General features: G+C 71.3%; 26 protein-coding genes and 3 tRNA genes. 12 read left to right on the top strand and 17 right to left on the bottom strand.

Annotated features, from left to right (window positions below; translation table 11 throughout):
• The first annotated feature begins 40 nt into the window (after window positions 1-40).
• From EV382_RS26360 to EV382_RS26345, 4 genes are all read left to right on the top strand, one after another.
• On the top strand, window positions 41-823 hold the full coding sequence (locus tag EV382_RS26360; RefSeq protein WP_130406181.1) for a polysaccharide deacetylase family protein: 783 nt from the start codon (window positions 41-43) through the stop codon (window positions 821-823).
• A 154-nt stretch (window positions 824-977) separates the two neighbouring features.
• Window positions 978-1050: transfer RNA gene (locus tag EV382_RS26355), tRNA-Glu, on the top strand.
• 31 nt (window positions 1051-1081) lie between these two features.
• A tRNA-Asp gene (locus tag EV382_RS26350) sits at window positions 1082-1155 on the top strand.
• 99 nt (window positions 1156-1254) lie between these two features.
• Window positions 1255-1328: transfer RNA gene (locus EV382_RS26345), tRNA-Phe, on the top strand.
• A gap of 461 nt (window positions 1329-1789) precedes the next feature.
• Here EV382_RS26345 and EV382_RS26340 read toward each other — a convergent pair.
• A complete protein-coding gene (locus EV382_RS26340) occupies window positions 1790-2857 on the bottom strand; it encodes a hypothetical protein (RefSeq protein WP_130406179.1) in 1068 nt (355 codons plus the stop codon).
• 154 nt (window positions 2858-3011) lie between these two features.
• On the opposite strand from EV382_RS26340, the gene EV382_RS26335 reads away from it, so the two are divergent.
• Window positions 3012-3539 carry an SRPBCC family protein gene (locus EV382_RS26335; protein ID WP_130406177.1) on the top strand — a complete coding sequence of 176 codons (528 nt, stop codon included), beginning with the start codon at window positions 3012-3014 and terminating at the stop codon, window positions 3537-3539.
• 12 nt (window positions 3540-3551) lie between these two features.
• On the opposite strand, the gene EV382_RS26330 is transcribed toward EV382_RS26335, so the two are convergent.
• Entirely contained in the window at window positions 3552-4256 is a 705-nt protein-coding gene (locus tag EV382_RS26330) for a DUF2786 domain-containing protein (protein ID WP_130406175.1), read from the bottom strand.
• A 131-nt stretch (window positions 4257-4387) separates the two neighbouring features.
• Between EV382_RS26330 and EV382_RS26325 the strand changes: the two genes are divergently transcribed.
• A complete protein-coding gene (locus tag EV382_RS26325; protein WP_130406173.1) occupies window positions 4388-4828 on the top strand; it encodes a hypothetical protein in 441 nt (146 codons plus the stop codon).
• A gap of 74 nt (window positions 4829-4902) precedes the next feature.
• Here the strand turns inward: EV382_RS26325 and EV382_RS26320 are convergent, their stop codons facing one another.
• A complete protein-coding gene (locus EV382_RS26320; protein WP_130406171.1) occupies window positions 4903-5292 on the bottom strand; it encodes a hypothetical protein in 390 nt (129 codons plus the stop codon).
• A 155-nt stretch (window positions 5293-5447) separates the two neighbouring features.
• Between EV382_RS26320 and EV382_RS26315 the strand changes: the two genes are divergently transcribed.
• Window positions 5448-6791 carry an ABC transporter substrate-binding protein gene (locus tag EV382_RS26315; protein ID WP_130406168.1) on the top strand — a complete coding sequence of 448 codons (1344 nt, stop codon included), beginning with the start codon at window positions 5448-5450 and terminating at the stop codon, window positions 6789-6791.
• Window positions 6792-6858: 67 nt separating this feature from the next.
• Here EV382_RS26315 and EV382_RS26310 read toward each other — a convergent pair whose 3' ends face one another.
• A complete protein-coding gene (locus EV382_RS26310; RefSeq protein WP_130406166.1) occupies window positions 6859-7602 on the bottom strand; it encodes an enoyl-CoA hydratase/isomerase family protein in 744 nt (247 codons plus the stop codon).
• Entirely contained in the window at window positions 7599-8456 is an 858-nt protein-coding gene (locus EV382_RS26305; RefSeq protein WP_130406164.1) for a 3-hydroxyacyl-CoA dehydrogenase family protein, read from the bottom strand. The genes EV382_RS26310 and EV382_RS26305 overlap by 4 nt, the downstream gene beginning before the upstream one ends.
• Window positions 8457-8633: 177 nt before the next feature.
• Between EV382_RS26305 and EV382_RS26300 the strand changes: the two genes are divergently transcribed.
• A complete protein-coding gene (locus tag EV382_RS26300) occupies window positions 8634-8921 on the top strand; it encodes a hypothetical protein (RefSeq protein WP_124777665.1) in 288 nt (95 codons plus the stop codon).
• A gap of 51 nt (window positions 8922-8972) precedes the next feature.
• Here EV382_RS26300 and EV382_RS26295 read toward each other — a convergent pair whose 3' ends face one another.
• Window positions 8973-9752 carry a class I SAM-dependent methyltransferase gene (locus EV382_RS26295; protein ID WP_130406162.1) on the bottom strand — a complete coding sequence of 260 codons (780 nt, stop codon included), beginning with the start codon at window positions 9750-9752 and terminating at the stop codon, window positions 8973-8975.
• Between the two features lie 54 nt (window positions 9753-9806).
• On the opposite strand from EV382_RS26295, the gene EV382_RS26290 reads away from it, so the two are divergent.
• Complete coding sequence (locus EV382_RS26290) at window positions 9807-10196, top strand: PPOX class F420-dependent oxidoreductase (RefSeq protein ID WP_130406160.1); 390 nt, start codon at window positions 9807-9809, stop codon at window positions 10194-10196.
• Between the two features lie 78 nt (window positions 10197-10274).
• On the opposite strand, the gene EV382_RS26285 is transcribed toward EV382_RS26290, so the two are convergent.
• Together EV382_RS26285 and EV382_RS26280 are read right to left on the bottom strand one after the other, a co-directional pair.
• Window positions 10275-10484, bottom strand: coding sequence for a BldC family transcriptional regulator (locus EV382_RS26285; protein WP_007073996.1), 210 nt, complete (start codon window positions 10482-10484; stop codon window positions 10275-10277).
• A gap of 250 nt (window positions 10485-10734) precedes the next feature.
• On the bottom strand, window positions 10735-11574 hold the full coding sequence (locus EV382_RS26280; protein WP_130406158.1) for a DUF8083 family protein: 840 nt from the start codon (window positions 11572-11574) through the stop codon (window positions 10735-10737).
• Window positions 11575-11768: 194 nt separating this feature from the next.
• Here EV382_RS26280 and EV382_RS26275 point away from each other — a divergent pair, with 194 nt between their 5' ends.
• Entirely contained in the window at window positions 11769-12851 is a 1083-nt protein-coding gene (locus EV382_RS26275) for a Leu/Phe/Val dehydrogenase (protein WP_130406156.1), read from the top strand.
• Window positions 12852-13151: 300 nt separating this feature from the next.
• The gene (locus EV382_RS26270) at window positions 13152-13367 is read left to right on the top strand and encodes a DUF3073 domain-containing protein (protein WP_030332207.1); all 216 of its coding nucleotides are present in this window, start codon (window positions 13152-13154) and stop codon (window positions 13365-13367) included.
• A 135-nt stretch (window positions 13368-13502) separates the two neighbouring features.
• Here the strand turns inward: EV382_RS26270 and amcA are convergent, their stop codons facing one another.
• The 5 genes from amcA to EV382_RS26245 all read right to left on the bottom strand — a co-directional run bounded on the left by amcA (window position 13503) and on the right by EV382_RS26245 (window position 18205).
• On the bottom strand, window positions 13503-13730 hold the full coding sequence (gene amcA, locus EV382_RS26265; protein WP_130406153.1) for a multiple cyclophane-containing RiPP AmcA: 228 nt from the start codon (window positions 13728-13730) through the stop codon (window positions 13503-13505).
• Window positions 13699-14802 carry a cyclophane-forming radical SAM peptide maturase AmcB gene (amcB, locus tag EV382_RS26260; RefSeq protein ID WP_341870192.1) on the bottom strand — a complete coding sequence of 368 codons (1104 nt, stop codon included), beginning with the start codon at window positions 14800-14802 and terminating at the stop codon, window positions 13699-13701. Before amcB ends, amcA begins: the two co-directional genes overlap by 32 nt.
• Window positions 14803-14932: 130 nt before the next feature.
• Window positions 14933-16087: a phosphoribosylformylglycinamidine cyclo-ligase gene (gene purM / locus EV382_RS26255; RefSeq protein ID WP_130406149.1), complete on the bottom strand. Its 1155-nt coding sequence runs from the start codon at window positions 16085-16087 to the stop codon at window positions 14933-14935.
• Between the two features lie 57 nt (window positions 16088-16144).
• Window positions 16145-17683, bottom strand: coding sequence for an amidophosphoribosyltransferase (purF, locus tag EV382_RS26250; protein WP_130406147.1), 1539 nt, complete (start codon window positions 17681-17683; stop codon window positions 16145-16147).
• 168 nt (window positions 17684-17851) lie between these two features.
• Window positions 17852-18205 (bottom strand): sterol carrier family protein, encoded by a 354-nt coding sequence (locus tag EV382_RS26245; RefSeq protein WP_130406145.1) that lies wholly within the window; start codon window positions 18203-18205, stop codon window positions 17852-17854.
• Window positions 18206-18459: 254 nt separating this feature from the next.
• On the opposite strand from EV382_RS26245, the gene EV382_RS26240 reads away from it, so the two are divergent.
• The gene (locus EV382_RS26240; protein ID WP_130409211.1) at window positions 18460-20430 is read left to right on the top strand and encodes a carboxypeptidase-like regulatory domain-containing protein; all 1971 of its coding nucleotides are present in this window, start codon (window positions 18460-18462) and stop codon (window positions 20428-20430) included.
• Window positions 20431-20593: 163 nt separating this feature from the next.
• Here the strand turns inward: EV382_RS26240 and EV382_RS26235 are convergent, their stop codons facing one another.
• The 4 genes from EV382_RS26235 to purS form a co-directional block, all read right to left on the bottom strand.
• Entirely contained in the window at window positions 20594-21349 is a 756-nt protein-coding gene (locus EV382_RS26235; RefSeq protein ID WP_130409209.1) for a 2-phosphosulfolactate phosphatase, read from the bottom strand.
• 4 nt (window positions 21350-21353) lie between these two features.
• Window positions 21354-24023 (bottom strand): phosphoribosylformylglycinamidine synthase subunit PurL, encoded by a 2670-nt coding sequence (gene purL / locus EV382_RS26230; RefSeq protein ID WP_130406143.1) that lies wholly within the window; start codon window positions 24021-24023, stop codon window positions 21354-21356.
• A 67-nt stretch (window positions 24024-24090) separates the two neighbouring features.
• Window positions 24091-24774 (bottom strand): phosphoribosylformylglycinamidine synthase subunit PurQ, encoded by a 684-nt coding sequence (gene purQ / locus EV382_RS26225; protein WP_130406141.1) that lies wholly within the window; start codon window positions 24772-24774, stop codon window positions 24091-24093.
• Window positions 24771-25034, bottom strand: coding sequence for a phosphoribosylformylglycinamidine synthase subunit PurS (gene purS, locus EV382_RS26220; protein ID WP_130406139.1), 264 nt, complete (start codon window positions 25032-25034; stop codon window positions 24771-24773). Before purS ends, purQ begins: the two co-directional genes overlap by 4 nt.
• Between the last annotated feature and the right edge of the window lie 198 nt (window positions 25035-25232).

Here is a 25232-nt window from a genome sequence, read left to right as displayed (position 1 = left end):
CGGGCGGGTCCGCCGACCCCGACCCTCCGGGAGCAAGCAGATGCAAGCCCGCGCCGTCCTGGCGTCCGTCCTCGCCATGGCGCTGTTTCTGTCCGGCTGCGCGCAGCGGCACCGCACCATCGCACGCGCCAGCGCGCCAGCACCGGTGGAATCGACCACGTCACCCACCCCGACACCGCACCCCAGCGTCACCAAGCCGGCCAAGCCGCCACTGCGGCCGCTGCCGGCCAAGCTCCCCGCCGGCCTGGGTCGCAACACCGGCGTACGACCGGTGGCCCTGACGTTCGACGACGGGCCCAGCCCGACCTGGACACCGAAGGTGCTCGACCAACTACGTGCCGCGAAGGTGACCGCGACCTTCTGCGTCGTCGGTCGCGAGGTGCAGCGCCACCCGGAGCTGGTCCGGCGGATCGTCCGGGAGGGACACCAGCTCTGCAACCACAGCTGGCGACATGACCTCGACCTGGCCCGGCGACCTGTCGCCGAGATCCGGGCCGACCTGGACCGCACCAGCAAGGCCATCCAGAAGGCCGCCCCCGGCGCGAAGGTGTCGTTCTACCGGCAGCCCGGCGGCCGGTGGACGTCGGAGGTGATCGCAGTGGCCAAGAGCCTCGGCATGCGCCCGCTGCACTGGTCGGTCGACCCACAGGACTGGGACAAGCCGAGCGCCGCGACCATCGGCAAGCGAGTCCACGCCGCCACCCGCCCCGGCGGCATCGTTCTGCTGCACGACGGAGGCGGAAACCGGGCCGCAACGCTCGCCGCCTGCCCGAAGTTGATCGCCGACCTGAAGCAAAGATTCGGCATCGCCCGACTCCGCTAGAACCGCTCTGACCTGCGGTTATAACTCGTCCCAAGCCCCCGCCCATACCGATTTTGTCGACCGACCAGGCATCACGTATGCTTTTGAAGCCTCCGGCGGGGCCGGATGGGAGCAAGTCCGCTTGAAGTTGCGAATATGCAATGATGGCGGGGCCGCCCTCATCGTCTAGCGGCCCAGGACGCCGCCCTTTCAAGGCGGTAGCACGGGTTCGAATCCCGTTGGGGGCACGACCGGCGCAAGCCGGAGCAACACAAGCTAGGTCCTGTGGAGCAGTTGGAGTGCTCGCCGCCCTGTCAAGGCGGAGGTCGCGGGTTCAAGTCCCGTCAGGACCGCAGCGCTGACGCCGCGCCCCGCGCGGCGTTCTGCGTATCGGAGCAGGTCGCCCTGCCACCGGTTCGTCCGGTCGCCGGGTAGCATGAGCCGAGCAACACGGCCAGGTAGCTCAGTTGGTACGAGCGTCCGACTGAAAATCGGAAGGTCGGCGGTTCGACCCCGCCCCTGGCCACATAGCCTTTCGCCGGGCTACAGAGGTCCCCACCAGCGGATACGCAGGTGGGGATCTTGCTGTTTCCGGCGGTATCTCTCACTCCGTGTGGCGGGGCGGCATCCGGAGTCCCGCGGTCCGGAGGGCTCGACTGGGCAATCCGGCGACCTGCCCGCGCCCGGCCCACCCCGGCGCCGGAAAGCCGCATGATCGACTCGGCTTCCTGAAAGTCGCGGTGTTGCCGGCGTCGGGACACCCCGATTTCCAGAAAGCCGAGTCGATCATGTGGTGGCGACGTCAGCGGTCGACCGCCCAGCGACGGCCGCGCCTCCGGGCGGGGTCAGCGGTCGGGGCCGTCCCGCGCGGGGTCAGCGGTCGGGGCCGTCCCGCGCGGGGTCAGCGGTCGGGGGCCGTCCCGCGCGGGGTCAGCGGTCGGGGGCCGTCCCGCGCGGGGTCAGCGGTCGGGGCCGTCCCGCGCGGGGTCAGCGGTCGGGGCGGTCCTGCGGGCGATGCTGCGCAACGCCGCCCTGGATCGCCTCCCACACGCTGCGTCCGGCCTGTCGCAGCGTCTCCCCGGCCTGCTCGGCGAGCTGGGCGGCGTTGTGGGCTGCGTTCTGCGCGGCAGCCTGCGCCGCGGCCGACAGACCGCCGTCACCCCCGCCGGACGGGCTCGGACCCGGCGCAGCCGACTGGTTGGGCCGGTCGCCGGATCGCCCGGTCGGGCCCTCCGGCCCACGGAACTCCGAGTGCCGCCCCTCCGAATGCCGCCCTTCAGGGTGCCAACTCTCCGGGCGCTTGCTCTCCGGGTGGGCCTGCTGGGCTGGGCCAGGGCCGCCAGCTAGCGGCCCCGGCCCGCCGGCTAGCGGCCCCGGGCCTCCGGCCGTCGGCTCCGAGCTGACCGGACCCGGTCCGGGCCGACCCGGCTGTGGTCGACCACGACCAGACCGATCGACACCCCACCGACCGAAACCGGGCCGATCGGCACCCGACCGATCAAGCCCTGGCTGGCCGGGGCTTGATCGGTCGCGGTCGGCGACAGCACCCACCGCGCCCACCTGCTGACCAGACTCAGTCACCCCGTTCGAGCGCCGCGCCGGCGCCCGCACCTCAGCAGCGCCCGGCGCCCGCGCCTCAGCAACCCCCGGCGCCCGCGCCTCAGCAACCCTCGCCGCCTCCGCCGCCAACTGCTGGGCGCTGCGGTGGGCGTCGTCAACGGTGGTGCGGGCGAGCGCCTCGATGAGGTCAGGGTTGTTGTCGAGCGTCTCGAGCGCTCGTCCCAGGATTCTGGTCAGCTGCTCCAACCGCACCCGCAGCTGCGCCTCAGCGTTCACCCCGTTGACGTTCAACTCGGCGCCGCTGATGTGCACCCGTACACCGGCGTCGACCTGGAGCAGGTTGGCCACCCGGGCCCGCAGCGACAGGTCGGCGTCCAGACCGTCGACCGCCAGCCGGATCGAGTCGACCGAGACCTTCGGAATGTCGAGCAGGACGTCCGGCTCCGGGTTGTCGACGTTCCGGGCCGGCTCTGGTTGCTGCGCGTTCTCGCTCATGCTCTCCCGCCCGCCTGCACAGAGTCCCGGTCGACCGCCGGTTACCCGCTTTCCGGCGGGGCATCCCGTCCGTGACGAGTCGACGACCCTCTGTCTGGAACCGGGCACCGCGCGAAGCTGCACAGCCGGGCATCAGCCGGTATGGTCCGGGCCTATGGGACAGGAATTGACTGATCCGGCCGACATCCGGCAGGACGTCGACCAGTTCTCGCTCCGGTGCGGCCTCCTCGTCCCAAGCTCCGCCGAGCACGCGTTCGCGGTCTTCACCGACGAGCTGACTGACTGGTGGGTCACCGAATACACCTGGTCCGGCCCGGACGCGTTGGCGGAGCTGGGCATGGAGCCGCGGGCGGGTGGCATGCTCTACGAGTTGGGCCCGTACGGCTTCCGCGCCGACTGGGGACGGGTGCTCACCTGGGATCCGCCGCGCCGGCTGGTCTTCGTCTGGCAGATCGGCCCCGACCGGGCGCCGGTGCCGGACCCGGCCCGGGCGAGCGAGGTCGAGGTGCTGTTCCACTCGGAGGGGCCGGAACGCACCCGGGTCGAGCTGGAGCACCGGCACTTCGACCGGCATGGTGAGGCTGCCGAGGGTTACCGCAAGGCGCTCACCGCCGGCTGGCACGAGCTCCTCACCCGGTACGTCGCCTCGGTGTCGCGGCACCGCCCCACCGCGACGGCCTGACGGCACACCGGGTCAGCGGCCGAGCCGCCGATCAGCAGCGGCACCGCCGAGGTTCCGGCCACCGAGGTTGGCGCGTTCGCCGGCCTCGGCCCCCGAGCCGAAGCCGGTGCCGCCCAGCCGGCGTGGCGGCGCGGTGCGCAACCGCGGGTACTCCTCGGTGAGCCGTCGCTGCACCCGGTCGGACCGGTCGGCCAGCACCAGCGCCATCGACGGTGTGCCCGACTCGCTGGCCGCTGCCGTCTCGGCCGCCCAGAGTCGGCCGCCGACCACCTCCGCGAAACCGGCCAGCCAGGAGCGGCGGAAGGCGGCGGGGTGGTCGTCCGCGGGCACCTCGGTGGCGGCCAGGCCGTGCGCCGCCTGCACGAGCAGTGAGGTGAAGAGCAGGTCGACCCGTTCCAGGTCGCTGGCGAAGCCGAAGAGGTGCAGCGAGAAGCCGTTGCCTCGCCGCCGGCGTACGCAGCGGCAGCGCAGCGGCTCGCTCACCGCGGCGAGCAGGCCGACCTTGTCGCGGGCGTACGGGGCGACGACGTCCAGCACGCGGTCACCAACCGGGTCGGTGGTCGGGTCCCGGGCGGCGAGCAGCGCCCGGTCCACGCCGTAGCGAGCGATCAGCTCGGTCGCCTTGGCGGTGAACGCGGCCGACTCGGCCGGCGTGCAGGCCGGATCCTCGGCCTGGGCCAGCAGCTTGCGCACCTTGCTGAGCATGGCCTCGGACATGGCTACAGAGCTACCACACGGGCCGGACATCCTCGGGGCCGCGCCGGAATCAATCGATACGTATCATCGTCACGGCCAGATGATCAGTCCGATACGGACGGTCAGTCACCCGCTCCCGGAGGAACGAACGTATGCCATCTCCGACCGCTCGTCTGCTCGCCGTCGCCACGACCGCCGCCCTGCTCGCCGTCGGCACGCCCGCACAGGCGGAGCCGACAACACCGACCCCACCGGTCAGCTCCGGGCTGAATGCGTTCGCCCCGCTCGCCACCTGTTACGGCGGGGCGGTCCGGTCGTACTTCGAGACCGGCCGCTACGGGGGCTCGGCCGGCGAGTACCGCACCACGACACGCTGCCGCGACATCAACGTCCGCAACGCGAGTGTGTACGCCACCGAAGCGTGCGTGATATTCGTCGACAAGACGAGCGCCTGCAACTACTGGACCTACCTGCCGGCCAACTCGGGCTGGATCACGGTGGCGACGAACGTCCGGGACGGCGTCAACTTCCGGGTCCGCTTCGAGAACCTGCGGTACGAGTACGAGCCGCTGATCGCGTACCACGCGTTCTGACTGACCCGCGCGGTCGCGGCGTCCGCCCCCCGACGGACGCCGCGACCTACCGGCACGTCACCCGGCGCGGGCGCTCATTCGGCGCGGCTGCGCAGGGTGGCGATCGTCGAGCCGGCGAGCGTGAGCAGGCAGTCGGGGAGCAGCCCGTCGGCCGCCGCCGCGCCGAACAGCGCCTCACCGGTCGGTTCGTCCCGATTGGCGTACGCGCTGACGAAGCGGGCCACCCAGCGGGTGTCGTACCCGGCCTGGTCGATCCCGGGAAAGTCGAGCGCCGCCCCGCTGGCCGTCGGCGCGTCGCCGAGCATCGTCGCGGCCAGGCACCAGGCGACCCCGTACGCGCCGCTCAGGCCGGCCCGGTCGACGACCGCGTCGAATGCTCCCACCACCGCATCTCCATCGCCGGTCAGCGCCGAGCGGAGCACGGCGGCCGCGTCATCGAACGTCTGCTGTGGTAGGTCCGTCACTCAGCGCACAGTAGGACGGGCGGTCAAGCCCACCAACGACCGTCACTGTCCGTGTTCAATGCGAGCGACCTGCGCATTACGCCACCTCCACGGTCCCGCCGCCGGCCTCGGCACGCTAATGTGCGCAGCGGACCTTCGCCGGAGGAAGGACGACCATGTTCGATTCACGCCGCTCGCGGGTAGCCACACTGGCTGCCTGCGCGACGATCCTGCTCGCCACAAGCGCTTGCGGGGATGACAAGCCCGAAGAGGCGAGCGCCCAACAGGTGCGCCTTTACGGCACGGACGGCAACATGCTCAACTCCTATCCTGCGGAGTTGAAGGAACGGGCGAGTCTCGTCGACGGGATGAAGGGCACCACGCCCCTCGTTCCGCTGCCGGATGACTTCAAGACCCGGCTACGGGCCGTCGATCCGGCGCTGACGGACTACGTGTACTCCGCCGAGACGTACGACGCGGTGGTGATCGCCGTGCTCGCCGCCCAGTTGGCTGGGAGCACCGACCCGGCCGCCATCACGAAGCAGATCGTCGCCGTTACCAACGACGGGCAGCGCTGCGAAGATCCGGCCAGCTGCCTCGCCCTGGCCCGCAACGGGCAGGACATCGAGTACCGCGGCGTGTCGCTGACCCGGGCGGGCTTCACCGACAAGGGTGAGCCGGCCACCGCGAGCTACGCCACGCTGACCTTCGACGGGCAGCAGATCAACGACGGCAAGACCGAGTTCGTCGGGGCGGGCATCGAGTCGGCGGCGAGCACCAAGACGCCGCCGAAGCCGAAGAAGCAGCGCGCGGGCGGCGACCCCGACCAGGAGCCGCTGATCCTGGGCGGCCTGTTGCCGAAGACCGGTGACCTCGCTATCGCCTACCCGCCGATGGCCGCTGGCGCCGAGCTGGCGATCCGCGAGATCAACGCCGCTGGTGGCGCGCTGGGCAAGCCGGTGACCTGGCTTGACGGCGACGACGGGACCAGCCCGACGGTGGCCAAGGCGACGGTGGCCAAGCACGTGACGGACGGCGTCAGCGTGATCATCGGCGCGGGTGGTTCGGGCATCTCCCGGGCCGTGCTGCCGGACGTGGTGCAGGCCGGGAAGATCCTCTTCTCCCCGTCGAACACCGACAGCAGCCTGACCGACGCGGACGACCAGGGTCTCTACTTCCGCACCGCCCCGCCGGACAGCCTCCAGGGCCGGGCGCTGGCCGACGTCATCCTCCGCGACGGGTCGCAGAAGATCGTCATCGTCGCCCGCAAGGACTCCTACGGTGAGGGCCTCCAGGCCACCGTCCGCGACGAGCTGGAGAAGGCCGGTGTCGCCGTCGACCGGCTCAAGCTGATGACGTACGAGCCGCCGGCCGACGCGAAGGCGCCCCCGGTCGACTTCACCGACGGCGCGAAGGAAGTCAAGGAGTTCGGCGCGGACGCCGTACTGATCATCGGGTTCGGTGAGTCCGCCCAGGTGATCCGCAGTCTGGCCGACGCCGGGGTGCAGATCCAGCAGTAACCCGGCCGCAGACCCACGACGGCCGCACCGGCTTCCCGCCGGTGCGGCCGTCTCTGGTTCGTGGGGATCAGCGCGGTCGGCGGCGCTCCAGGAACTCGGTCATCCGGCGGTGCTTCTCCTCGTCCTCGAAGAGCACCGCCTGGCTGACCAGGTCGAGATGCGGATGCGCGGCGGCGGGTGCGTCCACCGCCAGCTTGGTCAGCCGCACCGCCAACGGGGAGCCCAGGGCGATCTCGTCCAGCACCGCGTGCGCCACCGTGAGCAGCTCGCCCGGCTCGTCCACCACCCGGTTCACCAGGCCGATCCGCAGCGCCTCGGCGGCGTCCACCCGCCGGCCGGTGAAGAGCAGCTCCTTGGCCCGACCCTCACCGATCAACGCGGGCAGCCGGTGGGTCGCGCCAGCACCGGCCAGGATGCCCAACCGCACCTCCGGCTGACCGAAGACCGCCCGGGCCGTGCACACCCGCAGATCGCAGGCGTACGCCAGCTCCGCGCCACCACCCAACGCCGGTCCGTCGACGGCCGCCACGGTCGGCATCGGCAGCGCCCGGATGCGGGCGAAGGCGGCCGAGTTGATCGCGGCGAGGGCATCCGTGCGACCCCGTTCACGCAGCTGGCTGATGTCGGCGCCACCGGCGAAGATGCCCGCCGCACCACCGGTGAGCAGCAGCAGACGCGGGTGCGCCTCCAACTCGGCGCAGACCTGGTGCAGCTCGGCGATCAGGTCGGCATCGATGGCGTTGCGCTTCTCCGGCCGGTCCAGGGTGACCACCAGCCGGTCCGGCCGTTCCTCAATCCGCAACCCGCTCACTGTTTGACACCGCTTTCCCAGCGGTAGAAGCCCTGCCCGGACTTCTTACCCAGCCGCCCGGCGGCCACCATCTCGACCAGCAGCGGCGGCGGCGCGAAGCGGTCCCCGTACGCGGCCTGGAGGGTGCGGGCGATGTCCAGCCGCACGTCGAGGCCGACCAGGTCGGTGAGCTCCAACGGCCCGATCGGATGCCGGTAGCCGAGCACCATGGCCTTGTCGATGTCGGCCGGGCTGGCCACCTCGTCGGCCACCATTCGGATCGCCTCCAGCCCGAGGGTGACCCCGAGCCGGCTGGTGGCGAAGCCGGGCATGTCGCGTACGACGACGGGGTCCTTGCCCAGCCGCTTGGCGAGCGCGACGGCCGCGGCGGTGGTCTCCTCGGCGGTGGCCGGGCCGACCACGATCTCCAGCAGGGCCATCGCCCAGACCGGGTTGAAGAAGTGCAGGCCGAGGAAGCGCTCCGGCGCGTCCAACTCGGCGGCCAGCTCACCGATGGCGATGCTGGAGGTGTTGCTGCCCAGCAGCGCCGGGCGCAGCGCGGCGGCTTCCCGCAGCACCGCACGCTTCAGGTTGAGGCGCTCCGGCACCGCCTCCACGATCACCGCAGGAGCGGGAGCCACCTCGGCGAGGGTGGGGCGGAGCGTCACCAACTGCCGGTTCGCGGCGGCCTCGTCGGCGCTCAGCTTCCCGCGCTGCACCGCCCGCTCCCACAGCTCGGCGAGCCGGTTCAGCGCGGCCGCACCCCGGCCGGGGTCCACCTCGACCAGCTCGACGGCGTGCCCGGCGCCAGCCGCCACGTACGCGATGCCGAGCCCCATCGTGCCGGCACCGACGACCACGAAACGATCGCTCATCACGCCTCCCTGTCCCCTCCGCCGGCGCGCGGGATCCCCGCCACGCCGACCCGGGTGTCCCGCCCGTTCCGCTCGCTCATGGTGCGACCCTAGACAGCGCGACGACCCGGCCCATGCGTGGGGGAGCGCCGGATCGGGTAATGACGGCCCGTCAACCAAGGGAAGGACCGCATCGACATGAGCCAGGCACCGGAGAGCGTCACCGACGGAGAGATCGTGGAGACCCGGGGCGACGAGCGGGTCGAGCTGCTGCGCGCCGACACCAACAACGACGGTCAGACCGACGTGTGGGTGGTGGACACCGACGGCGACGGCAAGGCCGACCTGTTCCAGTTCGACACCGACGGTGACGGCAAGGTGGACATCACCATGGTCGACATCGATGAGGACGGCACCCCGGACGAGGTGGTCGACGGCGACGGTGGTCTCCCGCCCGAGCAACTCCCCCCGACCGTCCAGGTCTGAGACGTACGACGGCCCCTGCCTCCGCCCGGCGGACGCGGGGGCCGTCGGCACTCAGTCGACGAGGCGCAGCGTGGCCAGGTAGTACGGGGCGTCGCGGTCGTCCACATCGGTCAGCCGCCAGCCGGTGCCGTGCACCAGGCTGGCGAACTCGTCCGCCGAGCAGACCAGGTAGTCGAACCATTCAGTGCTCAACTCGCGGTAACGCAGCCGCAGCCGCAGCTGGCCACCGAGCCGGCCACGCCGACGGTTGCGCTCGTGGTAGCCGGTGTGCAGCGGGTCGCGGGTGCCGTACGGGTCGGTGCCCTGCGCGATGATCTGCGCCCCCGGTCGGGCCAGTGCGGCGAGCGCGGCCAGGAACGCGGGAGCGCGCTCCCGGCCCTCGAACAGCCCGAGGTTGTTGCCGAGCAGCAGGAACGTGTCGTAGCGCGGGCCGTCTCCGAGGTGCGTGTCGACGGTGCCGTGCACCAGTCGCCGGACCCCGCGTCGACGGCTCACCTCCAACGCGCCCGCGGAGGTGTCCAGCCCGGTGACGGGTACGCCGCGCTCCTGGAGCAGCAGCGCGATCCGGCCGGCTCCGGTGCCGATGTCCAGCGTCTCGCCGTACGTGCGGTCCACCGCGCGGTGGTCGTACGGCTGCCACTGCGCCGGCGCGTCCAGGTAGTGCGCGGCCGGCGCGCCGTTGATCAGACCGTCGTCCCGTTCGATGATCTCGATGACCGGTCGCGGTAGTCGACCGCCGACCAGGGGTCGCGGGCCCACCCCGGTGGCCACGGCGAGCGTGTCCCGCAGCAGTTCGCCGATCACGTCACCGATTAGAGGCTCAACCGTCACGGCGTTCACGCTATCCGGCCACTCAGTGGCCCGCGCCGGCCGTATCCTGGCGGCGTGACCACGCTGGACCGGCTGTCGGCCGAGAAGTACATCCTGCTCACGACCTTCCGCAAGGACGGTCGGGCGGTGCCGACCCCGGTCTGGGCGGTACGCGACGGTGAGGCGTTGGCGGTCTGGACCCGGGCGGACTCAGGCAAGGTGAAACGGATCCGCAACAACGGCGAGGTGACCGTTGCGCCGTGCGACGTGCGGGGCCGGCCACACGGGGCGGAGGTGTCAGCGCACGCGACGATCTACGGGGGCTCAGACACCGGTCGGGTCCGCGACCTGCTCAAACACAAGTACCGCCTGCTCGGTCGGCTGAGCCTGCTGGGCAGCCGGTTGCGGCGCGGCGAGGGCGGCACGGTCGGCATCCGGGTGACGTTGGCCGAGTCGCGGCGTTGACCCCCGCAACCGCGTCGGGGCATGGAAAGGGGCGGCGGATCGAGATCCACCGCCCCTTTCCGAAAAGCTGTTGCCGGCTCAGTCGCCCTGCCGCTGCTGCGGGATCTGGCCCTGCAGCAGCGCCCTGACCTCCGACTCGCGGTACCGACGGTGGCCACCCAGGGTGCGGATGGCACTGAGCTTGCCAGCCTTGGCCCACCGGGTCACCGTCTTCGGGTCGACCCGGAACATCGACGCCACCTCGGCCGGCGTGAGTAGCGGCTCTGGTTCGTGCGTTCGCGATGCCATCGGTCACTCCTCCACATGTATAGACATCGGCCGGGGTCCCGCCGGCCGACGCGTCTCCCATGGTCCGGCTAGTCCCCGATGTCCGACATGGGCCGAACGGATGAAGGTCCCTAGACGGACGGATGAACCATGCCCGATTTTTACGACTTTTACACGGCAGAAACTACCTTATTCGGACTCATGATCACGGTTCGTGATGCGTCAACTACGAGCGCAACTCACCTTGGGAGCGCTCCTCGGGTGATATGCCCTAGTTGCACCGCTCCAGCAGCTGCACCGCGCGCCACCGGGCCACCAACTTGTCGTACGCGGCGGACGCCTCCTCGGCTTCGCCCCGGGACAACCCCGCGAGGCCACCGGCAACCAGCTCAGGCGAGTCGTCCGCAGCGAGGGTCTCGTCGGAGAGCAGGTCGACCAGACCGCCGTAGTCCAGCTCGACCACGGACCGCGGATGGAACTCCTCCAGCCAGCGCGCCGCCTCCTCCACCGCCTCGGTGATCGGCGCCTCGCCCACCGACTTGCGCAACACCGACAACGCCCGCGACGAGCGGCGTCGAGCCTTGGAGATCTCGGTGCGGTAGCGCAGCGACCGCCGGCCCGGCTGGGTGACCAGGTCCCGCTCGACCGGGTCGAACAGCACGAACCACCGCAGCGGTACGCCCCAGGTGGCGATCTGCTCGTGCACCCGGGGCACCCCGTGCTCCAGCACCCGGGCGCCACTGCGCCAGTCGTCCACCACCGCCCTGGCCTGCCCGGCGAGCACCGGCGGCACGAAGGCGTCGGCGAGCACCGAGGGCACCCCGTCCCGGGCGCTGAGCGCCGCCTCGGCGACGCGGATCCGCAGGTTCCACGGGCAGACCAGCAGGCTGTCGTCCGTCTCCAGGACGTACGCCTCCTCCGGCAGGTCGGGCAGCCGGGTCCAGCCGGCGCCCAACGCCTCGATCACCGCCGTCCGCTGCCGACCGGGCCCCTCGACCGGGGCGATCGCGCGACCCTCCGAGACGTAACGGCGCCAGTAGCTCTGCCGGTCTCGGTCGAAGGCGGCCAACGGTTCGTACACGCGCAGGTAAGAAGCGAAGAGCGACGGCACCGCGCGATCCTCCCACGAACCACGCCCGTACGCGCTCAGCGGCGGGGGGTACGCGCGCCGCAACGTGGGACGGCGGCGGCGCGTCGAGCACCCGCACGACGGCCGATACTAGGCTCGATCTCACCGGCAGCATCCCCGCCGGGGTCCACCAGGTCCGCGTTCCACAAGGACGCACACCATCGTAGGAGCAAACCATGGGCGTATTCGCGAGCACCGACGATCCGGTATCAACCGGTCACGAACAGGTCGTGTTCTGCCAGGACAAGCAGAGCGGCCTGAAGGCGATCATCGGGATCTACTCCACCGCGCTGGGCCCGGCGCTCGGCGGCACCCGCTTCTACCCGTACGACAGCGAGGACGACGCCCTCGCCGACGTGCTGGACCTGTCCCGCGGGATGGCGTACAAGAACGCGCTCGCCGGGCTCGACCTGGGCGGCGGCAAGGCCGTCATCTGGGGTGACCCGGAGCAGATCAAGAGCGAGGCGCTGCTGCGCGCGTACGGCCGGTTCGTGGAGTCGCTGGGCGGCCGCTACTACACCGCCTGCGATGTCGGCACGTACGTGGCGGACATGGACGTGGTGGCTCGGGAGACCCGCTACGTGACCGGGCGCAGCGTGGAGCACGGCGGTGCCGGTGACTCGTCGATCCTCACCGCCTGGGGTGTCTTCCAGGGGATGCGGGCCGCGTCCGAGCACGTGTGGGGCACCCCGAGCCTGCGGGGTCGGCGGGTCGGCGTGGCCGGCCTGGGCAAGGTCGGCAAGTACCTGACCGGGCACCTGCTGGAGGATGGCGCCGAGGTGGTCGCCACCGACGTCAACCCGAGGGCGCTCGCCTGGGTCCGCACCAACCACCCGCAGGTCACCCTCGTCGACGACTCCAGCGCGCTGGTCGCCGCGGACATCGACGTGTACGCGCCGTGCGCGCTGGGCGGCGCCCTGAACGACGACACCGTGCCGGCGTTGCGGGCCAAGGTGGTGACCGGGGCGGCGAACAACCAGCTCGCTCACCCGGGCATCGAGAAGCTGCTGGCCGACCGGGGCATCCTCTACACCCCGGACTACGTGGTCAACGCGGGCGGCGTCATCCAGGTGGCCGACGAGATCGAGGGCTTCAACTTCGAGCGGGCGAAGCTGCGGGCGACCCGGATCTACGACACCACCCGCGAGATCCTGCACCTGGCCGACGCGGAGGGTGTGCCGCCGGCGGTCGCCGCCGACCGGCTGGCGGAGCGGCGCATGGCGGAGGTCGGCCGGCTGCGCGCGATCCACCTGCGCTGAGCGTTTCCGGGGGCGGATCGACGAGATCCGCCCCCGGGCCCCCGGTGCCGCGGTTGCTGGGTAAGCTGAGGCCGGGTCGATTTTGGTGCGGTTTGTCCGGTGTCACGGGTGCTAACCGTTCCGCTCCTTACCCGGTACACTGGGTGACGGCCGGATCGACGCGACGCGCAGAGCCGGCCGACGGTAACCCGAGGTGCCGAACGATGGCATCCCCATGTACCGTAAGAGCCACGAGAGATGCCTGACGTCATCGGGGCCCGCCTTCGGGCTGCCCCGCATTCTGTGCGAGGGGGTCGAGCCATGGGGCGCGGCCGTGCTAAGGCCAAGCAGACGAAGGTGGCGCGGGAGTTGAAGTACCACTCCCCGAACACCGACCTCACCGCCTTGCAGCGCGAACTGGCGGGTGCTGGTAAGTCTGAGCACCACTTCGACGACGACTCTAAAGAGTTCGTCGACGACGATGATGAGGATCACGCGGACGACGATCCGGATCCCTGGGTCCGTCCGACCCGCTGACCTCTCGACGCAACTGAGCACGCGGTAACCTCCGCGTGCTCACGCACGTCCCGTGCAGGTGCAGTCGCCGACGATCAGGGGCCTGCCCGACCGGAGTCACTCCGGCCGCTCGACAGGCCCCTGACCACGGCTACCTCAGCGCGGGCGGTTGTTCCAGTTGTAGAACGTCGGGATGTTCTCGAAGTGGTTCCACGCGCAGACCGCGCTGGAGCCGTCCCCGCCCGACACCTCCGAACGCAGCCGCCGTGCGTCCTCGGCCTCCTGGAGCAGGGCGACGAGCGCGGGACCCGCGTCCCGCACCCGTTCGGTGACTCCGTCGTCCGCTTCGCGCTCAGGCCGCCGGTGACTGGTGGTCTCGGGCATGCTCCAACACTCCCTCCAATAGGCGGATCTTGCTGTTGCGGCAGTGCTCGGTCTCGGTACCGTCGAAACGCCCCAGCTCGAAGTAGCGGTTGGCGGCATGGCCACCGCCGCAGAAGCCGAAGTACGGGCAGGACGCCCGACACGCCTCCACCCCGGCCAGGAACTCCCCCACCCACGGCGTCGCCGCCGCGGTGCCGAGGATCTGCGCCAACGGGGTCGTCAGCACGTTGCCGCTGCTGAAGTCGCCGTAATGGGGGTCGGTGAAGCCGGCCAGCTCCGGGGAGAGCACGATCACCGAGCCGTCGTGACCGATCGTCGGAATCGGGTCCAGGTGGCGGGGCAGCACCCCGTCCGCCGAGTTGTCGAGCACCGCCGCGGCATAGCGCAACGACCACTCGATCTCGCGGAGGTGGATCCGGGGCTCCCGACGCCACGCCCCGACCAACTCCGCCCAGAACGCGGACACCGCCGACGGGTCGTGGCGGTTGTCGCGGGTGTTGACCCCCTCGGTCTCCTCGATGTTGATGCCCAGGACGTCACAGCCCAACTCGAGGAAGTAGTCGTACAGCTCGGTGGCGAGCCCCGGCTCCGGTCGGGACACCACGGCCAACGCGGAGAAGGGCAGACCACGCCGGCGCAGCGCCGCGATGCCGTGCACGATCCGGTCGTACGCCGGCTGACCGGCCCGGTTGACCCGGTCCCCGTTGCGGGCCCGGGGCCCGTCGACGCTGACGCTCACCCGCATCCTGTGCCGGACGAAGAAGTCGCACCAGTCGTCGTCGATGAGGGTGGCGTTGGTCTGCACGTGGTGCTCGACCTCCGGCCCGAACGGCGCCATCAGATCGGCCAGGTGCTCCCGACCGGCGGCCAGGGGTTCGCCGCCATGCCACACCACGGAGAAGCGACCGTTCGCCGCCCAGGGCTTCACCGCGACCGCGACCGCCTCGGCCACCGCCACCGGCATCCGGCGGTCGGTGGCCCGAAACGGCAGGTAGCAGTACGCGCAGTCGAGATTGCAGAGGGTGGTGGGCTGCATGACGACGTACGACGGGACGGCGGCCAGACCGCGCATCCCGCTGAACGACTGTCCCCGAGCAGCCATCGCCCTCCTCCGCCTAGCCTGAGGGTGCCCTTCAGGCTAGGCGGCATTGGCCACTCGGGTGAAGCCCTGATCAGGTGCCCGTACGATCACCGGAAAGTGATCATCCTCGGGTGTGCTGACCGACCATCTGCACGTTGCCGGTGCCCTCGATGATCTCGCCGGCCTGCCACGCCTCGACGCCACGGCCGGTCAGGGTGGCCAGCGCCCGGTCAGCGTCCTCGGCCGACACGATCGCGAACATGCCGACGCCCATGTTGAAGGTCGACTCCATGTCCTGGTCGTCGATCCGACCCTTCGACTGGATCAGGTCGAAAATCGGCTGGGGCTTCCAGGTGGACCGGTTGACCACCGCGTCGACGTGCTCGGGCAGCACCCGCACCAGGTTGCCGGGGATGCCGCCGCCGGTGATGTGGGACAGCGCCCGCACCTCGGCCTCGGCGATCAGCTTGAGGCAGTCCTTGGCGTAGATCTTGGTCGGGGTGAGCAGCTCCTCACCGAGGGTCCGCTGCCGACCGAAGTCGTCGATCACGATGTCCAGACGCATCCGGGCCGCGCCGAGCAGCACGTGCCGGACCAGCGAGTAGCCGTTGGAGTGCAGGCCGGAGGAGCGCATGGCGATCACCACGTCGCCCACCTCGACCCGCTCGGGGCTGAGGATGTCGGCTTCCTCGACCACGCCCACACCGGTCGCGGAGATGTCGTACTCGTCCGGGCGCAGGACGCCGGGGTGCTCGGCGGTCTCCCCGCCCAGCAGCGCGCAGCCGGCGTAGCGGCAGCCGTCGGCGATGCCCGCGCCGATCTCGGCGACCTTGTCCGGAACGACCTCGCCGGTGGCGATGTAGTCGAGCAGGAACAGCGGCTCGGCGCCGCAGGCCACCAGGTCGTCGACGACCATCGCGACCAGGTCGATACCGACCGTGTCGTGAATGTCCATCTGCTGGGCGATCACCAGCTTGGTGCCCACCCCGTCGGTGGAGGACGCCAGGATCGGGCTCTTGTACTTCTTCGTGTCCAGCCGGAACAGGCCGGCGAAGCCACCGAGGTCACCCAGCACCTCGGGGCGGCGGGTCTGGCGCACCTTCGACTTGAGCAACTCCACCGCGCGGTCGCCCGCGTCGATCGAGACGCCGGCGTCGGCGTACGAGACCGAGCGTTTGCGCGCCTGGCGGCCAGCGCCGCCCGTCCACGGCTGGCGGTCGCCGCCTGCGCCGGTCGGGCTGCTTCCTGCGCCGCTGCGCTCGGACACGTGCGTCACGGTTCTCCCCTTTGGTTCTCGGTGCCGCCGGCGGTAGCCGGGCCGCGCCGGTTGGTGCTACGGGCGGTTTGCGGTAACGCCACCCGGAGTGGCGACGGACGAGCCATTGGTGGGCGGGGTCTCCAGCGCCGAGTTGGCGACGCGTCGACCCACCCCTTCAAGCACGTGCTTGCCGATCAGGTTGCCGGCCGGCAGCTCGATCGGGTACTCCCCATCGAAACACGCCCGACACAGCCGGGACTTCGGCTGCTCGGTCGCCGCGATCAGGCCGGGCAGCGAAACGTAGCCCAGCGTGTCGGCGCCGATGGAGCGCCGGATGCCGTCGTTGTCCAACCCGTTGGCCAGCAGTTCCGCCCGGGTGGCGAAGTCGATGCCGTAGAAGCACGGCCAACTGACCGGCGGTGAGGAGATCCGGACGTGCACCTCCAACGCCCCCGCCTCGCGCAGCATCCGGACGATGGCGCGCTGAGTGTTGCCGCGCACGATCGAGTCGTCCACGACCACCAACCGCTTGCCCCGGACGTTCTCCCGCAGCGGGTTGAGCTTGAGGCGGACGCCGAGCTGACGCAGGGTCTGCGAAGGCTGGATGAAGGTGCGACCCACGTACGGGTTCTTCATCAGGCCGGCGCCGTAGGTGATGCCGGACTCCTCCGCGTACCCGATCGCGGCCGGGGTGCCCGACTCGGGCACCGGAATGACCAGGTCGGCCTCGACCGGGTGCTCCTTGGCCAACTGCCGGCCGATCTGCACCCGCGCCGCGTGGATGTTGCGCCCGGCGATCGTGGCGTCCGGGCGGGCGATGTAGACGTACTCGAAGAGGCAGCCCTTCGGCTCCGGCACCGCGAACCGGGTGGAGCGCAGCCCGTTCTCGTCGATGGCGATCAGCTCGCCCGGCTCGACCTCACGCACCACGCTGGCACCGACGATGTCCAGTGCGGCCGTCTCGCTGGCAACGACCCAGCCGCGCTCCAAGCGGCCGAGCACCAGCGGGCGGACGCCGTGCGGATCGCGGGCCGCGTACAGGGTCGACTCGTCCATGAAGACGAAGCTGAACGCGCCGCGCAGCTGCGGCAGCACCTCCAGCGCGGCCGCCTCGACCGACAGATCCGGTCGGCTGGCGAGCAGCATCGTCACCAGCGAGGTGTCGTTGGTCGACCCGTCCGCGATGAGGCCGCGCTCGGCGACCTCCTTCTCCAGGTCGGTCGTGTTGACCAGGTTGCCGTTGTGGGCCAACGCGATGGTCGTGCCGGAGGTGGTCGACCGGATCGTCGGCTGGGCGTTCTCCCAGTTCGACGCGCCGGTGGTGGAGTAACGGGCGTGCCCGATCGCCAGGTGACCACGCAGGCTCGCCAGGGTGGGCTCGTCGAAGACCTGCGCCACCAGGCCGAGGTCCTTGTAGACCACCACGCCGGAACCATCGCTCACCGCGATGCCCGCAGCCTCCTGGCCGCGGTGCTGGAGGGCGTAGAGGCCGAAGTAGGTCAGATTGGCAACCTCTTCGCCAGGGGCCCAGACGCCGAAGACGCCACAGGCGTCCTGGGGGCCAGGTCGTTGGGGGTCAAGGTCGTGGCTCAGCCGGCCGTCGCCTCGGGGCACCTACCGCTCCCTCATGCTGGTCTGGACCGGCCGGGCGGGGATCACGGGCGGATCCACACTCCTCTGCCGGGACCACTGTCATCGCCTGACAGTGTACGCGAATCGCTGTCAATACAGAAAGTCACGATCCCCCTGCGCTCCGTTACGCAGAGTGGGACATCGGGATGACTAGAGGGGCAGATACGCCGAGAGGTCCGCACGATTGCCGCTCATCTGAACGCGACCGTCGGTGACCGCCTCCGCCCAGCCAATCCTGCCGGTAGCCAGCTCCAGCCAGGTATTCGGGGCCATCTCCACCACATTTGGTGGGTTTCCTCTGGTGTGTCGAGGCCCCGGTACGCACTGGATCGCCCCGTATGGTGGAACGCGCACCTCCACCGAACGGCCGGGGGCGCGCTCCGCGAGGACGGCCAACATCGACCGGACCGCCTCTCGGAACACCGACCGTTCGGGTGCACGCCCCTCGTCGAGCGCTGACAGAACGGCCGTAACGGCAGCGGACTTACTGTGCGGAGAGGACACGACGGGACGATACGACCCCCGCGCCAGACACGCGACGCTGGCCCTGGGTCGCGCTCATGCAGTCGGACAAGGCATAGTTGCCGACGGCGTATTCGTACCGTGATGATCCCCGGCCCGGCGCCCCGCCGGTCAGAGGGACGTCAGCCCGGAAGGCGGTGGACGTGTCAACACACCGACGTGCCTGGAAGCAGCGGGCCGGTGTGGTCGTAGCGCTGGTTGCCGGCGCTCTGCTCGCCGTCCCCGCCACGCCAGCAATGGCCGCAAAGGTCACAGCGGACAAGGATGCCGTAACCCTCGACTCAGGTGGCAGCGCCAGCGTAGCGCTCCAGGTGACCCCGGACCTCGGTGAGAGCTCGACCGAAGTCACCGTCACCGGCCTTCCGAGTGGAGTCAGTTGCGGAGGATGCGGCGAGGTCAACTTCCCGGCTGGAGTGCCAACCGCGCAGCCAGTGTCGATCACGCTGACGGCGGCTGCCAATGCTCCGGCGGCGAACAACACGCGAGCGTCGATCCGGGTCAGGGGTGATTCCGTCACCATCAGAGTCACCGTCAAGGCGGCCGCTCCGCCGACGCCGCCGCAGACCCAGACCGTGCGGTCGATCTCCGGCAAGGTGATCTCGCAGGCCGACAGCAAGGCGGTCGCGAACGCAGTGGTCATGCTGCGCGACAGCACCGGCCGGCAGTTCGACACCACCAGCAACGGCAGCGGCGACTTCCGTTTCACCGGTACCAGCGACAAGCCGATCGCGCCGGGCCGGATCGATCTGGGCGCCAGCTTCGACAACGTGGTGGCCACCAAGACCATCAACGCCGCCGCCGGGCAGGCCGTCACCGGGCAACGGATCAGCCTCGCGCTCAGGGTCGAGGTGACGCCCAGCGCCACCCCGTCCGCCACTCCCGAGGCCACTCCCAGCGACGAGGTGACCGACGAGGAGGGCACCGAGGAGGAGCCCACCGAGGCGGCCAGCGAGGGCGCTCCGGCGAACGCGGCGAACACCGAGGACGGTGGCGGTCTCGGCAACTACATCATCATCCTGCTCGGTGGTCTTCTGGTCGCTGCCGGTGTCGGCACGATCGTGCTGCTCTGGATGAAGCGCAAGGAGAACGACGACGAGGACGGCGCTCCCGCGGCTGCCGGTGGTGGCGGCGTGGTGCCGCCCGCACGGGGCGGGTACCGCGGTGCCGACGACCAGACCCGGGTGGTCGGTGGTCGTCCCGGCGGAGCAGACCCGACGATGGTCGGCGGCGCGGCGCTGAGCGAGGCACCGACGATGATGCACCGCCCGGTGGTCGACGACGTTCCGCCGGACCCGTACGGGGCGCCTGCCCCGACGTACGGCGGCGCGGGTCAGCAGGGCTGGGGCGCTGCCGGCTACGGCGACGAGCCGGCGCCCGGTGGCTACGGTGCCGGCGGCTACGGCAACGCGCCCGCGTCGGGTGGCGGCTACGGCGCTCCGGCCGGCGCGGACGGTGGCTACGGCGCCGGTGCGGCTGGTGACGGTTACGGTACCGCACCCGGTTCCGGTGCCGGTTACGGCAACGCACCCGGTTCCGGTGCCGGTTACGGCAACGCACCCGGTTCCGGCGCCGGTTACGGCGGCGCGCCCGCGTCCGGTGGCGGTTACGGCAACGCGCCGGCCTCCGGTGGCGGCTACGGCGGTCGTGACTACGACGCCCCGGGCGGGACCACCGCCTACCCGCCGGCCCCCGCCGGCGGAGCGGCCTACGGCGAGCGGTTCGACGAGCCGACCGGCCGGTACTCCGGCGACAGCACCCAGTACCCGGCTCCGGCCGACCCGTACGCCACCGGCGTCTACCAGCCGGAGCAGGGGCAGGGGTACGGTCAGCCCGATCCCGCCCCGTACGGCGGGCGTGCTGCCGAGCCGACCGCGGGGTACGGCGGTGCCGAGGCCGGCGGCTACGACCAGGGCGGCTACGGCCAACCGGCCGGCGGGTACGACCAGGGTGGCGGCTACGGCCAGGAGCCCCCGCAGCAACGCGGCGGCTACGACGACCGGGGCTACGACCAGGGCAACTACGGCCAGCCCGCTGGCGGGTACGACCAGGGCGGCGGCTACGGCCAGGAGCCCCCGCAACAGCGCGGCGGCTACGACGACCGGGGCTACGACCAGGGCAACTACGGCCAGCCCGCCGGGCGGAACCGGTCGGACACCCCGCCGCCGACCGAGCGCGGCGGTCGCCGCCTCGACTGGCTCGACGACTAACCCACCACAACGCACGACGAAACGGCCACCCGGAGATCCGGGTGGCCGTTTCGTCGTGGCAGGTCCACTCGCGTTTCAGGAAGTCGGGGGTATCCCCCAGACCTGGACACCCCGATTTCTTGAAAGCCGAGTCGATCACAGCGCGCCGGGCGGGGGCGTGGGGTCAGGCGGCGGAGAAGACGCCCTGGTGGAGCACCGGCACGACGTCCGACACGCCGATCCGCACGGCGACGTCCACGTCCGCGGCGAAGCCGGTCTCGGTCAACTCCCGGCCGGAGACGCTGCCGCGCACGGCGGCGGGCACATCGGGGGTGCTCGCCAGCGCGGCGAGCGCCATGGCCGCCTCCACCGAGAGCCCACCCGGTACGCCGGAGAGGGCGTCCAGGACTGAGGCGGCGCCGAGCTGGTCCTCCACCGACGGGCGCAGCGACCCGTCCGGCCAGCGCTCCCCGGAGGCGATCACGCCGATCGGGGCGTTCACCGTGCCGTACCCCTGGCGGCGCAGCCAACCCCCGACGGCGCGTGCGTTGCGCAGGCACGCCGCGACCACCGGCAGGCCGGTGGCGCTGGCGGCGGCGCTGATGGCGGAGCCGTTCGGCGAGGGCAGCACCAGGTCCGCCACCACGGGGGCGCGGCTCAGGGCGGCGGGCGACAGCGACCACGGATGCTCCGGGGTCGTCTGCCGCCGCCCGACGGCGGCGGTCGCGCCGACCCGGACGGCGTACTCGGCGGCCTGCTCACCCCAGGGGAACGGGTGCACCCGCATGCCCCGGGCGACCGCCACCTCCACGGCGGTGGTGAACGACAGGACGTCCACCACCACCAACGCCGCGCAGACCCGACCGAGCTCGGCCGCCCCGGTCAGCCCCCAGTCGAACCGGGCACCGGATCCGGGTTGGCCGTAGACAGCGGCCGCCAACGCCTCAGCGCTCGTCAGCCGACGGCTCGGTGACACCGGGGCCGGACTCGGACGCCCCGTCGGGCTGCGCTGACCCGATCGGCTCGACCGCGCCGGTCTCCGGGGAAGGACCCGAGGAAGCGATCGGCTCGGAGACCACCTCGGCCGCGTCGACCGGCTCGGCCGGCTCCCCCGGCATCGGGACGGCCTCGACCGCACCCGCCACGCCAGCAGCCGGCGCCGGCACCTCGACGGCCGCCGAGCCGCCGAAGAGGCGCGGCAACGTCTCGGTGTGCGCGGCGCGCAGCTCGTCCAGGCCGATCCGGAACTGGCCGTGCACCTCGAGCGCCCCGCCGGACGGGTCGGTGACGCCGATCAACTCGAACGGCACGCCCCGCTCGGCGCAGAGCGCCGCGAACGCCTTGTCGTGACCGCGCGGCACCGAGACCAGCGCCCGCGTGGCGGACTCGCTGAACAGGTAGACGAACGGCATCGAGCCCTCGGCGAACTGCTCCGGCACTGCGACCCGGGCACCGACCCCGCGACGCAGGCAGGACTCGACCAGGCCCTGGGCAAGACCCCCGTCGGAGAGGTCGTGCGCCGAGCTGAGGTGACCGACGCGGGCGGCCTCGGCCAGCAGCTCGGCGAGCGCCTTCTCCCGTCCGAGGTCGACCTGCGGCGGAATACCGCCGAGGTGCTCGTGCGTCACCCAGGCCCACTCCGAGCCGGACAGCTCCACGTTCGTCTCACCGAGCAGGTAGAGCTGGTCGTTGTCGCCACCGGCACGCGGCACGAAGCCCATCGGCACCCGGTCGGCGACGTTGTCCAGCACACCCAGCACGCCGACCACCGGGGTCGGGTGGATCGCCGCGGCACCGGTCTGGTTGTAAAAGCTGACGTTGCCACCGGTGACCGGGATGCCCAGCTCCACGCAGCCGTCCGCCAGGCCGCGCACGGCCTCGGCGAACTGCCACATCACGCCCGGGTCCTCCGGGGAGCCGAAGTTGAGGCAGTTGGTCACGGCGATCGGCTTCGCGCCGGTCACCGCCACGTTCCGGTACGCCTCGGCCAGGGCCAGCTTCGTGCCGTTGTACGGGTCGAGCCGGGCGTACCGACCGTTGCCGTCCACCGACAGCGCCACGCCGAGACCGGTCCGCTCGTCGATCCGGATCACGCCGCCGTCCTCCGGCTGGGCGAGCACTGTGTTGCCCAGCACGTAGCGGTCGTACTGCTCGGTGACCCAGGTCTTGTCGGCCAGGTTGGGCGACGCGATCATGCGCAGCACGGTCTCCCGCAGCGCCTCCGGGTCGGCCGGGCGGGGCAGCGTCTCGGCCCGGTCGGCCTGGAGCAGGATCAGGTCGGCCGGCTCGCGCATCGGCCGGGCGTAGACCGGGCCGTCATCGACCAGCGAACCCGGCGGCACGTCGACGACCAGGTGGTCCCGCCAGGTGATCAGCAGTCGACCGGGGCTGCCGTCCGGCTCCGGTGCGGTGACCTCACCGATCGCGGTGGCGAGGACGCCCCACTTCTCGCAGGTCTTGAGCACGGTGTCGAGCTTGTCCGGCTCGACGACCAGCAGCATCCGCTCCTGCGACTCGCTGGCCAGGATCTCGTGCGGGTCCATCGACGGTTCGCGCAGCGGCACCCGCTCCAGCCAGACCCGCATGCCGGTGCCGGCGGCGGCGGCGGTCTCGGTGAGCGCGCAGGTCAGGCCGGCGCCGCCGAGGTCCTGGATGCCGACGACCAGCTGGCCGTCGTACAGCTCGAGGCACGCCTCGATCAGCAGCTTCTCGGTGAACGGGTCACCGACCTGCACGGCGGGGCGGCGAGCCTCGCTGCCCTCGTCGAAGGTGGCGCTGGCGAGCACCGAGACGCCGCCGATGCCGTCGCGGCCGGTCTTGGCGCCCATCAGCACGACAACGTTGCCCGGGCCAGCGGCGGCCTTGTTCTGCAGCCGGCTGACCGGCAGCACACCCAGGCAGAGCGCGTTGAGCAGCGGGTTGCCCTGGTAGGAGGGGTCGAAGACCAGCTCGCCACCGATGTTGGGCAGGCCCAGGCAGTTGCCGTAGCCGCCCACCCCGGCGACCACGCCGGTGAGCACCCGGGCGGTGTCCGGGTGGTCCGCGGCACCGAAGCGCAGCGGGTCCATCACCGCGACCGGGCGGGCGCCCATGGCGAGGATGTCCCGGACGATGCCGCCGACACCGGTCGCCGCGCCCTGGTACGGCTCGACGAAGCTCGGGTGGTTGTGCGACTCGACCTTGAAGGTCACCGCCAGCTCGTCGGAGACCTGCACGACGCCGGCGTTCTCACCGATGCCGGCGAGCAGCCGGTCGCTGTGCACGGCCTTCTCACCGAACTGGCGCAGGTGCACCTTGCTCGACTTGTAGGAGCAGTGCTCGCTCCACATGATCGAATACATGGCCAGCTCGGACTGCGTGGGCCGGCGGTCGAGGATCTGCCGGATCCGCTCGTACTCGTCATCGCGCAGGCCCAGCTCGGTGTACGGCTGAAGCTCGCCCGGGGTGGCACCGGCACGCGGCACGGTGTCCACGCCCTCGGTCCAGACGGCGGCGGCCGGCTGGGCGGGAGCGGCCGCCGGTGCGACCGGCTGCGCCGGGCTCGGCTCGGCCGGCTGCGCCGGGGCGGAGTACGCCTCCGGTGTGTCCCGTACCGGGTCCGGATGGGTGGTCATGACCTCTCCTCGCTGCGCTCGTGCCCGCCAGACCGGCGGTTGAGCTGACCGATGATCGTGCCGCCGGTCATGCCGGCGCCCCCACCAGGTGCTTGAGGGCCGACGTGAAGAAGCCGAGGCCGTCCAGCGAAGGGCCGGTGAGCGCCTCCACCGCGTGCTCGGGGTGCGGCATGATGCCGACCACGTTGCCGGCGGCGTTGGTGATCGCGGCGATGTCGCGCTGGGACCCGTTGGGGTTGCCGCCGACGTAGCGTGCGACCACCCGGCCCTCGGCTTCGAGCTGGTCCAGCGTCGCGGTGTCCGCGACGTAGCAGCCCTCACCGTTCTTGACCGGGATGAGCACCTCCTGGCCGGGCTGGAACACGTTGGTCCACGCGGTCCCGACCGACTCGATGCGCAGGACCTGGTCCCGGTTGCGGAAGTGCAGGTGCTGGTTGCGGGTGAGCGCGCCCGGCAGCAGGTGCGCCTCACACAGGATCTGGAAGCCGTTGCAGATGCCGAGCACCGGCAGACCACCCTGGGCGGCGTCCACGATCGTCTCCATCACCGGGGCGAACCGGGCGATGGCACCACACCGCAGGTAGTCACCGTAGGAGAACCCGCCGGGCAGGACGACCGCGTCGACGCCGTGCAGGTCCGGGTCGCCGTGCCAGAGCCGGACCGGCTCAGCGCCGGCGATCCGGACGGCCCGGGCCGCGTCCCCGTCGTCGAGCGAGCCGGGGAAGGTGACCACACCGACCCGGGCGGTCACGAGCGGGCGTCCGCGGTCTCGTCGGCCTCGACCAGGCGGATGGTGAAGTCCTCGATGACCGGGTTGGCGAGCAGTTTGTCGGCAATTTCCCGAGCGCGGTCGAGATCCGGTTCACCGGTGAACTCGATCTCGATCCGCCTGCCGATCCGAACCGAGGCGACATCACTGACGCCGAGCCGGGGCAGCGCGTTTGCGACGGCCTGGCCCTGCGGATCGAGGATCTCGGGCTTGAGCATGACGTCGACGACGACGCGAGGCACTGGGCACTCCTGACTGTGTACGCAGTTGGGTGCCGACCCACAATGGGCGAGCGCAGCCAGCGTACCTGGCAGATATCGCCGCGGACGCACCGGCCGGCCGCAGTTCAGACAGTGATCGACACTGCCGCCGCCCAGGATGACCCGTCAGGCGCGACAGGTGGCCTCAGCAGGACATATACGGCGTTGCTGGTAGCTGAA

The sequence above is a fragment of the Micromonospora violae genome (assembly GCF_004217135.1).
Classification (GTDB): Bacteria; Actinomycetota; Actinomycetes; order Mycobacteriales; family Micromonosporaceae; genus Micromonospora; species Micromonospora violae.
The sequence above is the reverse complement of the archived record's forward strand: the minus strand, read 5'-3'. Positions and strand labels throughout refer to the sequence as shown.